Source organism: Paenibacillus sp. FSL R7-0128, from assembly GCF_038002245.1.
GTDB lineage: Bacteria > Bacillota > Bacilli > Paenibacillales > Paenibacillaceae > Paenibacillus_AQ > Paenibacillus_AQ silagei.
In genome coordinates this window covers 3984998-3997583 of the sequence record NZ_JBBOCD010000001.1, presented here as the reverse complement: position 1 = coordinate 3997583, position 12586 = coordinate 3984998, and the positions used below count along the sequence as shown (strand labels likewise).

Genomic DNA, 12586 nt, shown 5'->3' with positions numbered 1-12586 from the left:
ATCCCTTCTTCTCGGTACGCTTTGCTGAAATTATATAAGGTTGCAGGGGTCCATCTCATCACCACCGGAAGCATAAGGCGGCCATTTATCCTCAAGCACGCTAGCGGCCGTCGGCACCAACATCATATATTTGCGTAGACCAGCCGTAGCTTTATCAAATGATTGAATGGCATTCGCCTTGTCTTCCAGATTCAGGTATCCGTACTTGCCGATGTAAACTCCATTGCTCTCTTTTTTCCCCACGCCCTTATCCGCATCGGATTTTAGTTTAACAATTGAACATAATAGTTACTCACTTTATATTCATAATAGCTTAAAAAGCTACCGAATTTTAGACAGAATGTTCACTAACCCCTATACCCATAAAAAACGCTGGAGTTCAGATTGAAAACTTTTTGCAGTAAAACTAAGCTCACGATTTTTATGACCAATTAGACCATGCGAAAAACTCATTTTGGAATTAAACGGAAGGATCTTTAGTGTACCCGTCTTTAGTTCGTTGTTGATAGCTATTTCAGGGAGTAAGGCAAAACCTTTTCCACAGCTTACATATTGTTTTATCATCTCAAGACTTGGTAGCTCTAACGCATCTTTAACCATAATACCAGCATTTTTTAAAACACCTACAGCAGACGTATGATACAAACAAGATGTGCCGTTACTGATAAAAAGTTGGTCATTTAGAATCTGAAATCCCGCATTTCTCACTTTCCGAGCTATATCCTCAGATGCAGCAAAAACAATCGTCTCCTCCATAATTGGATAAAAAAGAATATCTTGGCGATTCGGATCTTGAGGAACAATCCCAAAATCCAACTCATAATCTAGTACACCATTTAGGATATCTTGATACGATCCTTGTTCAATACGCAAATTTACGTTTGGATAATTTCTTGTGTATTCCTGAACAAAGGGAAGCATCCGTGTAAGAAAGAAAGATTCCTGTGTTCTAATACGTATTGTTCCGCATGGCTGATCCAGTTCGTTCATACTTTCTTTAAGGGATTGACTTAAGTGAACATACTGATAAGCATATTTTGAAAATACCTTTCCCGCTTCTGTAAGTTCTATCCCTCGTGGATATCGATGAAACAATTTTTGTCCGCTAATTTTTTCCAACTGTTGAATATGAGTTGTTACTGTGGACTGAACATAACCTAAACGAACCGCAGCTCGACTGAAACTTTTTTCTTCAAGCAAAGCAATAAAGGCCAGAAAAAAACGACCTTCTAATAAATCTATCATATCGATCACCCTTTTATATTCCAAATTGAAATAGTAGACATTCAATTTATTCGTTAGTCAAATACATGGTTTTATTATACGATAACCTTAGTTCAAAGCCAATTACACTAAGGAGATGTAAGAATGAAGATTAGTTACCATCAGCAAAAGGTTGGAGATATTGAAGTTTTTTATCGTGAAGCTGGTCCTAAGGACGGTCAAGTTATTTTATTATTACACGGTTTTCCATCTTCAAGTCATATGTTTCGCGACCTAATTCCCAAACTGGCAGAACAATACCGTGTCATTGCCCCTGATCTCCCTGGATTCGGTCATACTACAACCCCACCGCGCAGTCAATTTAAATTCACATTCGATAGCCTGTTCCAAGTTATTGATGGTTTTACTGAAGCATTAGCTCTCAAACAGTATGTACTTTATGTGTTTGATTACGGTGCACCTGTTGGGTATCGTTTGGCAGTGGCTCACCCGGAAAGAATTCAAGCAATTATTAGTCAGAATGGCAACGCTTATACTGAGGGATTTAGTGATGCATGGGGATCCTGGGAGACTTATTGGCACTCTCCGACACCTGATAATCGTGAAGCATGTCGCGATTCCTTGACCCCCGAGAGCATTCGCAACTTCCAGTATCTACATGGAGCTGATGCTAGCCTTGTTTCACCAGACGGTTATTCCCTGGATATTTTTTACATGTTGCGCCCCGAGGCTGAGGAAATCCAACTGGACTTGATTCTTGATTATAGAACAAATGTGGATCGTTATCCTGATTTTCAGGCCTATTTCCGTAGGTATCAACCTAAACTTTTAGCCGTATGGGGTAAAAATGATCCTGCCTTCCTCCCTGCAGGAGCTGAAGCTTATAAGCGTGATATTCCATCTGCGGAAGTCCATTTACTTGATACAGGGCATTTTGCTCTCGAAACACATGCTAAAGAGATCAGTGAGCTTATTAAACAATTCTTAAAAAATGATTAATACAATCTCCCAATGAACTGTGAAAGTGATTTCATGGTGCTGCGGAGCAGATTCCAGAAATCAGGATTGCTGAAAAGAGACCCTTCCGGCTGGATCTTGCCCAGCCGAAAGGGTCCGCATGTTTCTGTTTACGCTTTTACTTAGCGAGATATTCGATGAACTTTATAAAAATAGTAGCTACTTCAGCGCGGGTGGCATTGGCTTGGGGGGCAAAGAAGTTGTCCGGCTTGCCTGATACAATTCCGATGCCCTGCTGTGCCTGAACGGCCTTCAACGCCCATGAGCTGATCTGACTCTCGTCCGCGAAGGACTTAGATTGACTTTCAGGTATCTCATAGCCCTTGTACTTCATGTAATTGTACAGCATCACCAGCATCTGCTCGCGTGTAATCGGTGAATTGGGTTCAAACAGGTCTGCGTTTATAGCGTTGACGATGCCACTTTCGGCCGCCCACTCGACTGCCGCCGTGTACCACTGCCCATCCGTCACGTCACTAAAACGGGAATTCGTGTAGCCGGAGCGGTTGACGTTCTCAAGATTGGCCAGTACCTGCACGTACATCGCACGCGTCATTGAGGTGCCCGGTGAGAACGTCGTGGACGTCGTGCCGTTGAAAAGACCGTATGTGTAGGCGGAGTTTACGTAGCTGTAGAACCAGTCGTCCATGTTGACATCCCTGAAAGGATTGCCAGACACCACGAGGAAGCCCAGCGGGGTGTCGTCATCGAATACAAATTCCGTACCCTCATGGATGTTCAGCGACATGCCTTTGTCTAAGCCGGCACTCGCGCCGCCGTGTAGTGTCACTTCGGCGCTCTTGCCCGCCGGAAGGGTCACCTTACCTTTTGAGTCTATAGTCGTGCCTTCGGGTACCTTAATCTTCGTCCCGCCCTTGGTCGCAATCTCGCCGCCGCCGGGCAGGGTGGTGTTGCCGTTCTTGTCCGTGACCGCGGGCTTATCCTTCGGTGTGTTCACTGTGTAGGTCGGCTTCAACGATCCAGTGACTGTCCCGGTGCTGGTATTGCCCGTATTGCTGGTGCTGGTATTGCCCGTATTGCCCGAACTGCTGGTATTGCCGGTATTGCCACCAGAAGCACCGGGTACGCTCGTTTTTCTCTGCGCGAACATCCAATCAAAGACGTCAGTGTAGTCGTTGTTCCAAGTTGGAAACTTAGAGGACTGCGCAGTAGGTTTAAGGCTCCACTCCTTGTTGGAACCTACATTGGACAAAGTATCCGTGTACCCTGAAATATTGTTCCACAGAACTGAAGCTTCCATCTCATGGCCGGAAGGAATCCAATTGGTTCCATTAACAGGTGCTTCCGCCTTTGTCCATTGGTCATAAGGCCAAACGAATATTTCATTTCTGTCGATGAACGTGTGCCTAGCATTTTCCAATAGGGGCATTATATTCGCTATATAAGTTTCCGCCCCTGTTTTTATTGTTGAAGAATCAGTTGTGTTAACGAATGACCAGTATGCAAAGTTTTTAAGAGTTTCGGCTTGTTTCGCGTTGATTGATGGTGGATAAGACATAGGCGCCGCGGCAGCGAGCAAATCGGGATATGTCGTCAAGAAAGTATTCGTATAAGCGGATCCCATAGAGAAGCCTGCCATGTAAATACGGTTGGGGTCAACAAGTCCCTTACTTACCAGATCATCGATATAAGCCTTTAAGGTAGCGGGTGTTGCCTGAACGTTGTTTTGAGCCCGCAGAGCGATTATATGACTAGCGTATTTAGCGTTCTTCTCCATTTTTTTCATAAGCGCGGTGGCTCCGTTGGCGGACCTGATGGGCGCAAAGGTATCCCCGTCCTGTGTACCGCCGCGGGTAGAACCGTGAGCATAGATGTAAAGGGGAAGCCCTTTTACCGGAACGCCGTTACCGTCCTTATGAATATAAAGTCCATACTGCATCGCTTCCGCGTTGTCAATTTTGGGACCAACTTCAAATTTGTCGATGATTTCATTAACGGTACCTGACTGTGCGAAAGACGACTTAACAATGGCAGCCTTGCCATCAAGCTTGATATCGCCACTAGATACAATGTTGTAATTCTGGACGGTGGATTTGGATGCTTCCAAAGTGGACTGTCCGCCGGTTAATGTCCAAAATTCCAATTCTACAACGATGTAGCGGCCTTTAGTAAGTCCAGCTTGATAATTAGGGGAGTTCTGGTTCACACCCTTATACCCTCTGGGTCTAGGTTCGTCATTGACGTATACTCTATTGACGGTGCGTGTGCCTTGATATGCCAGGTTACCGTTCAGCAGAGTATTCCTCGCCGAGACTGTAAACAGGTTTGAACTAAGGTCGGCACCCACAGCTTCATTTCCCGCACCCAGATCGATGATAACGGCTGTGGTAAATTCTCCGGTGGCAAAGTTATCGTTGTATACGATAAAGTTAAGTAACGTTGCGGCCGGATCGGGTTTGAATGTAACATGGATTACCTTGTCATCGGTGTTCACGTTATTCAAGGTATAGGTATTGTTTGCAATCTCTACAGACTCTCCATTTACAGTTACAATATCCACGACATAACCGCCGATCGGAGTGAATGTAAAGGATTGGCTTCCGCCGTCAGCTACCCGAATCAAGCCGGATGGCGAGATGGTGCCGTTTAATCCTGCCGTGGCGTTAACGGGGTGTCTGGTTACCGTGGAGCTCCCAAGCAGCAGCAAGCTATTCTTGAAACTGTCAGAACTGCCATAACCCGCGTCGGGTTGGCCTAAACCGGATACAACCTCATAACGGTCATTCCCTGCACCAGTTGAGTTATTGATGTACACATCAAACGTAATCGGGGAATTGCTCGTGAATTCAATGGTTCTTCTAGGTATCTTCACTTCTGCGATATACCCGGTGTCAGTTCGTTTAACCGAACCGTCGCGGCCCGCAGCGGCTTGACCGGAGAAAATACCGCTTGCGCCAATACGCCACTGGTTTGAGCCACTTCTTCCGTCACCGACATAAAATTCCACGCTGTCGGTCATGTACTCAGTGCCAGGCGTGTGACCGACGCAGACATTCGGGTCTGTAACCACAACGCGTGCATACAGAAAGTCTTCGTCCCAAAATACTTTGGCTTTGCCGGTGGCCTTGGGGCCTATCTTCTGGTCGGGTGCGCTACTGTTGTTGATGTCAAACTCCGCAGCTTGTTCCCACAGTTTGTCGTTTGTGCTGAGTACAGGTGAACCGTATCCGGCAACAGGCCGATGGTTTGCTGTGGTCTGCGCGAACATCCAATCAAAGACGTCAGTGTAATCATTGTTCCAAGCCGGCAAGTTAGAGGACTGCGCTGTTGGCGCTATGCTCCAAGTCCCCATCGTTATGTCATTGTAAAGAACAGCCGCTTCAACTTCATGCGCCACCGAATCACTCAGGGCAGGTGAATGGTTCGGATTCGGTTTCTGATTCGGCTGATCAAATTGATTGTAAGGCCATACAAGAGCCTCATTGCTCTCAAAGCGCGAAGCTTTCGCGTTGATCATTTTTGGCATATTGGTGTTTATGAAGTTAGCGAGGTTAGTCTGGTATACTCCAACGTTATACTCATTGATAAACATCCAATAGGCCAGGTTGGTGTGAACGTAGTTGGCGTTCGCGTTCGGTGAGCCGCTTACCGGAGACATAGGTGCGGCGGACGCGAAGAAGCCGGGATAAGCGTTAATTAAGCTGTTCGTATACTGACCGCCCCATGAGAAGCCCGCCGCGTAAATACGGTTAGGGTCTACTGCACCGCTGGCAACCAGGTCATCTATAACCTTCTTAACATTGGCTGTGGAGGGAGTACTCGTGCCATTATAGGAAATATTCAGGATATGGCTGGCGTATTTCTCGGGGGACTTTTCCATTTTCTTCATCAGAGCGACCGAGCCGTTCGCGGATTTCATCGCCGCTTTTGGGTCAGTCGCAGCGCTTGTGCCGCCGCGTCCCCTGCCGTGGGTATAGACATACAGCGGCAAGCCCCGCGACACTTCACCGTTTCCATCCTTGTGAAGGTAGAGCGCGCGATTGACCGAATTGCCCGTAGGTGCTGTAAATTGATCAAGGATCGGATTCACAACTTTTTCCTGTTCAAAAACCGCGTAGTTAAGCGGATCCCCTTCTGTCAGTGGGATCTCGCCGTTTTGGACGACGCTGTAAACCTGTTTTGTTGAGTTCATGTTGCCATCCAGTGTTATATTGCCGCCGCTCTCTGAATAGAACTCAAACTCAACTACGATGTAACGGCCGCGTTCCAGTCCCTCCTGATAATCCGGTGAACGGCTTACCGTCCCCAGATAGCCGCGTACCTTCGGTTCGTCATTGGCGTATACCCTAGTGATCTTGCGCGTCCCTTCAAAGGTTACCGAGTCGCCGTTCAGGGTCGTGTTCCTGGCCGAGACGGTAAACAAGTCCGGATTAAGCTTGGAGCTTTCCGCCGACTTCCCTCCGCCTAAGTCAATGATAACAGCCGTCGTGTACTCGCCACGGGCGAAGTTGTCATTCCATACAATAAAGGGGAGCAACTCCGCGGCCGAATCATTTTTGAAAGTCACTTGAAGGGTATGGTTAGCGACAACATTTGAGAAGGTATAAGTGCCGTCATCGGATAGAGCTGCGTCCTCTCCGTCTACCTTTACGGTGTCTACAGTTTTGCCATAATCGGGGGTAACCGTAAAGGTTGTGTCTGAGCCGCTGGCTATTCTCAGAACATTGCCGGGTGCGTTCGGAGTTATTCGGCCGCCCGATTCCGCCGTAGCGGTGATTGAGAATCTCTCGTCCGCTTCATTGGCTTCAATGAGATTCAGGCTGTTTGTATAAGAGGCAGCATTGTTGTAAGCCGCATCCGGAATTCCGAAACAGGAAACGACTTCATAGCGGTCACCGCCCTTTTCCGACGAGTTATTGATATATACTTCAAAGGTAAAAGGGCCTGCCTGCAAGTTCAAGGTTCTTTTAGGTATTCTCATCTCCACGATATATCCTGTGTCCGTGATCTCAGTCCACGCAGCTCTGCCCGGAGCGTTTTGCCCTGAAAACACGCCCGTCGCGCTGATACGCCATTGATTCGCGCCTTGGGTTCCAGCGCCGGCATAAAACTCCAGGCCGTCGTACTGATAATCATTGCCGGGTCCCTGATATAGATTGCTGTCCTCCACGACTACACGGGCATACAGGTAATCTTGGTCCCAAAGGATCCTGGCTGTACCTGTGGAATGGGGCCTGGGGTCGCCGGGCACAGCGCTTTTGTTGATGAGATGCTCCATTGTCAGGGCCCACAGCGGGTCGTTTGCCCCGAGTTCGGGAGTGCCAAAAATGGCGGTAGGCGTTTCATTTGTCTGCAAGCTTGTAAGATCTGTAGAACTGCTGTCGCTATTAAGTGCTTCTGTATATTCGTTGTTGTCAGTGGCGGCGGCAAAGCTGGCAGGCATTAGTGACGCCACCATTAGCAAGCAACATAGGAACACGAGCATTTTGCCAAATCGTTTTGATATCATTGAAAATCCTCCTTTTTTCGATCCGTGCACCCACGGCTTACCCATATCGTAAACACCAAGGCTTCAACAGCTTACTTCATCGCAGCGAATATAATAGCGCTTTCATATTTTCTCCTCCATAAATTTGTTATTATTTCACCCTATGCAGAATTTCACAGTTTATTCAAATATCAATCTACAGTGTTGTTATAGTTCTTGTCCTGAGAAAAGGACAAGAACTTGATCCCTTAAAACAGAAAACCCACGCTGGGCGCGGGTTCTAATAGTGCTATTTTCTTGTCCACTGACAAAAGATGTTTTTGTTCGTCAGTAAAAAGTATTTTCGTATAATTTCCCCGTATGCGCATCAAGCACTTCGGGCGTCCGCTCGTACTCGCTACCAATCATCCGATACACTAGTTCGTACGGGGCCTCTTCCGCCCTAGCATTGTGCATCCGTTCCCATTGCAGACGCAGCTTGGCCTGTGCCGTCCATCGGAGGATGGCTGTCTGGGAATCAAATGAAGGCACGGTCTCCAGCTTCTTTAACTGTTCTGGCCTTATGGAGGGGGACATCAAACTTTTGACCCTCCCATTAGAGCGGTCAACAGCTAGTTGATAGCATTCATCCCTGACAGATACGTCTTGAACATATACACCAAAGCGAATGATTTCCAAACGATCTTCGTCGTCGGTCTCTTCAGTTAGAAGCTTGAGATACGGCAACATTTCGGCTGCTAGTCCTCGGACATAGTCCATAGCTACTTCTATACATGCGTCTCGATCCCAGGTTAATGGAGCTAGTTGATCTGGCTTAACATGCGAAACAAAGTCAATCAGTTGTCCGGTTTGGCTGTCTACTCGCGCCTTAACCGCTCCCTCCATCTGATCAGCCCAATAGGCCTTCCAAGACCGGTCATTCTTGGCTGGACGCTCTTCATTCTGTTGCTTCCACACCATCAACTTGGTGTTCGAGCCAATATTGTCGTCTTGTACTAACTGAAATTGTTCCTTGTCTACGCCAATCCACTCTTCTAGGCTTCGTGCGGGCGGGAACTCACCTGGCCACTCGTCCAGAGTTCTTGGGTCAGAAGGGACAGCTTCTGCCCTATAGTCTGTCGGAACTTCCTCCTGTGATGATGCAGTATAGATTAGTCCTCTACTTCGGGGGGCGTAAACAAGATGGACCTGATCGTCACCATCCGTGTACACGGCTTTGTCCAATACGCAATATTCCACATGTAGCAAAAAATTCTCCTTCATACACGCCAACTGTTCCTCTTCTGGTGTGATCATGGTTGGGAGTGCTGGCCCTGGAACGGTTCCGTAGTACCTAAATCCGACCACGCGACCGCTGGGGTGAACCATAATGAGGCATCCCGTCTCAGGAAGCGGCAGCCCCATCGCCTTCTGCTGTCGTGTGTACCCAAACATCCCTTCCATCCACTCCATCTCACAATACGGAAAATTACGCAGTGCGCCGGGATAATGATCTTCCAGGAATTGCTCTGCCTGCTGTTTGAGCTCATCCTCAGATAGCCGTGTCCCGTTGTCCAATGAGGCCCAGGAAATGGCATAGTCTAGCAAGTTGCCGTCCCTGGAGAGCGTAGCAGAAACGGCGTCATCACTCCCCGTTTTAACCCATAAGAATCCCGCTTCTCCCTTCCCTGTTCCCCTCATGGTGTTCTCTTGATAATCATTGACGATCAGATCATAATCCGGTGAAACGGCAAACTGGTGCTCTGCCTGTTGTCTTAACTGCAGGCGTAATGTATCCAGGTCTCGTTCGGGAAAATCTTGAGCCATTTCGTTGCGCAAATGCTCCAGCCCCTTCCGTAATTGTGTTTTTACAGTACCTAATGGCATGTCCAGGAGATGGGCGATTTGCTGCTGGGTCAGGTCCTTCTTATATTTTAAGAACAGGAGCTGACGCAGCTTCGGATTCAGACTGGCCAATGCACGCTCCAGATCCAGGGTTTGATCGATATCATTAACGACCAATGGCTCTTGCGTTTGCGGGTCTTCGCTCAGGTGAACACGCTTGGATTTCTTCAAGTGATTGAGTGCCCGGTTCACCACAATTCTGGTAAGCCAGCTCTCAAACGCTTCGGCTTGCTGCAGCGTATGCAGTGACTCATAAGCCTTAACCAGGGCATCCTGAACGATATCCTCCGCATCTTTGGACTCCCGTACATAATGGCGGGCCACTCGGTGCAGCTTATCCGTCCGATCCTTTATAAGAGAAACGAAGGCATCGTGATCTCCGTTTTGTGCGGCGTTGATTTGTTGCTGTGCATCGATCATTGTCGTTCACCTCCTGTTATATAGACAGCTAACTTGGGGGTTTGGATTTAATTAATGTAACATTATTCTGGAACTGACCGATCAAGGGACCACCCGCATGCGGCAAGCATGGGTGCCAAAGAGGAGTCACTCTTGGCGTGTTCCTGCTGAAGCTCCTTCATCAACTGAAGCAGTTCTTCCAGCCCGGTACGGATATTGGAGAACACACAGTCCTTTGTTAGACCACCACATATACATGCTGGGATTCGGGCAGTATTGAACTTCGCTTTATGTGGCAAGCTCGTTTCACCGCCAAGTTATCATCCATGCCAGGCGCACCCAAAAAACCGACCTAGTAATAAAGGTCGGGTTTAATTTGGGGTTTTAGCAAAAAAGATCTATTATACTTTACCTTCAATCAGTTCATGATAATTTACCATTATAGTTTCTCTCCTGTCTCATTAGCAGCAGTTACTCCACTATCGTGACTATTCACCCGTTTCAGCAAATTGTTTGATGCGCTCTCCCACTTGATCACGAACCTGCTGGAAGACTGCCCACTTCTCTTCATCTGTTCCTTGCGCTTTTGCCGGATCGTCGAATCCCCAATGCTCACGTTTCACCTGAGGCGGGGTAATGGGACACTTATCTGCTGCATCTCCACATAAAGTAATGACGAGATCAGAGCTGTTCAGCAGCTGCGGATCAATAATATCTGATGTTTGACCTGAGATATCTATACCTACTTCACTCATCGCTTGAACGGCTTTCGGATTCAACCCATGAGCCTCAATGCCTGCACTATACACATTCCATTCATTGCTCAAATATTTCTTGGCCCAGCCTTCGGCCATCTGACTCCGGCAGGAGTTTCCTGTACACAAAAAGTAAATGGTTTTCTTATCCATGAGTCGCATTCTCCTTTGATTTTAAATAAGGTCAATATTATATATAAACTCATTTTTTCTCGGAATAAAAGGTAAACCTACAAGTTCAAAGTGTTAGTATGTCCAAGTATCGGTAAGCACAACGCCCCTAGCATTTGCTCCCATAAAGCTTTATATAGGCGTCCATTTTGCACTCTTGAGGATCTTATCCCAATCCGATGTTTCTTGCCATGCAACTTACGGCAAATGGCATTTGATAACAGAACTGATGTTCTCAGTTGATTATACCAGAACATTTATTCTCAATCCATTCCAATATTGGATTCATAATGGCGGCACTCCATACAAGCAAATAATTAATCGGGCTCTCGCACATGTTCACCTGTAAAGGCAGACAATAAACCTCTTAGTTTCTCTGCAACCAGTCTCAATCTCTCCGATTCTCTTTTTTATAATCATGATTAAAGAAGCATTAAGATTCATTTAGCCCCATTTAGGTTGCATTAAAAAGTTAATAAATACGCGATAACTTCAGAAAATCGGGGATGAATGCTAGATTACAAGGGATTTTCTTCATTTTTATATCCTATAGAGTCTTATTTAGTCTCCTAGAGAACTTTCAGCATTTTACAAACAGTGATGCTCAGCGTAAGATTCCTTTTAACAAATGCTGAATTCCCGTCAGGCGGGAAGCGGGGGAACCAAATGGCTGTGACCAGCCGAAATGGGGTGAATCCAAAGAAGATTGAACTCTTCACTGGTAGGACGACTCTCACCGTCCGAATCCGTCAGCTAACCTCGTAAGCACTGGAGAGAGCCTGCATTAACCATGCTTTTTTGCTGCGATCCCGCAAAACCTTTCCATTACACTTATCCATCGTACAGAAAACCAAATATTCCGTTTGGCTTGAGCATGCTGCTGTATGTGAGAATGAAACTGAACTGACAGCCTATGTAGCCACAGCTGAGCAGACCCATAATCTGCAGCGTTATATGAAATCTATAGACAACCTAGGAGGCATTATTCATGATTAACGCCAGACTGTCACGAATCGAGTTGTTCGCATTTAGCTGCCGCCCTTCCTTCCTGCATATTTCAGAGCCTTACGGATGCTGGTATGGGGTGTTGAAGTTAACCTTCGGAGGACAGATCAGCTATGGGAATTGCATTCTTTGTGCGGGTGACAATGCGGTGGATTTAATCAAATGGGGCTCTTTTCTGAAAGAGATATGTCATTGTACTGCAGAAGAAGCCACAGAATACGTCCGGATGCACGGACAAGAATGGGCTCCCAATCAACTTAACATGATCAAGACTGCACTCGATAGTATGTTCATTCAAAATGACCAAATCCGAATGAAGGTAGGAGCCGGATCGGAGCGGTATCGCCATCAAAGGACAGAGCAAAGAATCCATTCAATTAATACGGTGAAGAGTCATCTGAATCCAACCATTTTATTTGCAGAATCGGTATCCTATTATTCACTGCTATAGACATGATCAATTTAAATTATCAAAACTCCAGTTGATCAAAAATCTTAACGAAGATTTTCGCAATGTTCTTGGCATCATCGATACCTCTATGGTGAGTACCTTCAAGCGGCAATTCAAGCATAGACAAGGCTCTCTCCATGCCTACGCCCCGCTTGCGGTCATTTTCCCAACAGGTGGCTTCCAGATCAAAAATGATATAGTTCATATCTGCTCCTTTTGAAATTCGAATCG

The 12586-nt window shown here is 46.7% G+C and carries 7 protein-coding genes, 1 pseudogene and 1 riboswitch; of the genes and pseudogenes, 2 read left to right on the top strand and 6 right to left on the bottom strand.

All coding sequences use genetic code 11. From position 1 onward, the window contains the following. Positions 1-30: 30 nt before the first annotated feature. A complete protein-coding gene (locus NST26_RS16445; RefSeq protein WP_339225192.1) occupies positions 31-243 on the bottom strand; it encodes a hypothetical protein in 213 nt (70 codons plus the stop codon). A gap of 111 nt (positions 244-354) precedes the next feature. After that, positions 355-1245, bottom strand: a complete 891-nt coding sequence (locus NST26_RS16440; protein ID WP_340979476.1) for a LysR family transcriptional regulator — start codon at positions 1243-1245, stop codon at positions 355-357. A gap of 123 nt (positions 1246-1368) precedes the next feature. Here NST26_RS16440 and NST26_RS16435 point away from each other — a divergent pair, with 123 nt between their 5' ends. Then, entirely contained in the window at positions 1369-2223 is an 855-nt protein-coding gene (locus NST26_RS16435) for an alpha/beta fold hydrolase (RefSeq protein ID WP_339225190.1), read from the top strand. A 136-nt stretch (positions 2224-2359) separates the two neighbouring features. On the opposite strand, the gene NST26_RS16430 is transcribed toward NST26_RS16435, so the two are convergent. From NST26_RS16430 to arsC, 3 genes are all read right to left on the bottom strand, one after another. Continuing rightward, positions 2360-7711, bottom strand: a complete 5352-nt coding sequence (locus tag NST26_RS16430; RefSeq protein ID WP_340979475.1) for a sugar-binding protein — start codon at positions 7709-7711, stop codon at positions 2360-2362. A 306-nt stretch (positions 7712-8017) separates the two neighbouring features. Further along, complete coding sequence (locus tag NST26_RS16425) at positions 8018-9994, bottom strand: sigma-70 family RNA polymerase sigma factor (protein ID WP_340979474.1); 1977 nt, start codon at positions 9992-9994, stop codon at positions 8018-8020. A gap of 467 nt (positions 9995-10461) precedes the next feature. Then, the gene (gene arsC / locus NST26_RS16420; protein WP_076075075.1) at positions 10462-10881 is read right to left on the bottom strand and encodes an arsenate reductase (thioredoxin); all 420 of its coding nucleotides are present in this window, start codon (positions 10879-10881) and stop codon (positions 10462-10464) included. A 637-nt stretch (positions 10882-11518) separates the two neighbouring features. Then, a riboswitch (cyclic di-AMP (ydaO/yuaA leader) is annotated at positions 11519-11682 on the top strand. Positions 11683-11887: 205 nt separating this feature from the next. Between arsC and NST26_RS16415 the strand changes: the two genes are divergently transcribed. Beyond that, positions 11888-12355, top strand: a complete 468-nt coding sequence (locus NST26_RS16415) for a hypothetical protein (protein WP_076075093.1) — start codon at positions 11888-11890, stop codon at positions 12353-12355. A gap of 19 nt (positions 12356-12374) precedes the next feature. On the opposite strand, the pseudogene NST26_RS16410 reads toward NST26_RS16415, so the two are convergent. Next, a pseudogene (locus NST26_RS16410) lies at positions 12375-12509 on the bottom strand (3'-5' exonuclease); the annotation flags it as partial. Between the last annotated feature and the right edge of the window lie 77 nt (positions 12510-12586).

What these genes read in the sequence shown, in the direction of transcription:
- NST26_RS16415 (WP_076075093.1), top strand. Translation starts at nt 11,888, where the DNA reads ATGATTAACGCCAGACTGTCACGAATCGAGTTGTTCGCATTTAGCTGC.
- NST26_RS16435 (WP_339225190.1), top strand. Translation starts at nt 1,369, where the DNA reads ATGAAGATTAGTTACCATCAGCAAAAGGTTGGAGATATTGAAGTTTTT.
- NST26_RS16440 (WP_340979476.1), bottom strand. Translation starts at nt 1,245, where the DNA reads ATGATAGATTTATTAGAAGGTCGTTTTTTTCTGGCCTTTATTGCTTTG.
- NST26_RS16425 (WP_340979474.1), bottom strand. Translation starts at nt 9,994, where the DNA reads ATGATCGATGCACAGCAACAAATCAACGCCGCACAAAACGGAGATCAC.
- arsC (WP_076075075.1), bottom strand. Translation starts at nt 10,881, where the DNA reads ATGGATAAGAAAACCATTTACTTTTTGTGTACAGGAAACTCCTGCCGG.
- NST26_RS16430 (WP_340979475.1), bottom strand. Translation starts at nt 7,711, where the DNA reads ATGATATCAAAACGATTTGGCAAAATGCTCGTGTTCCTATGTTGCTTG.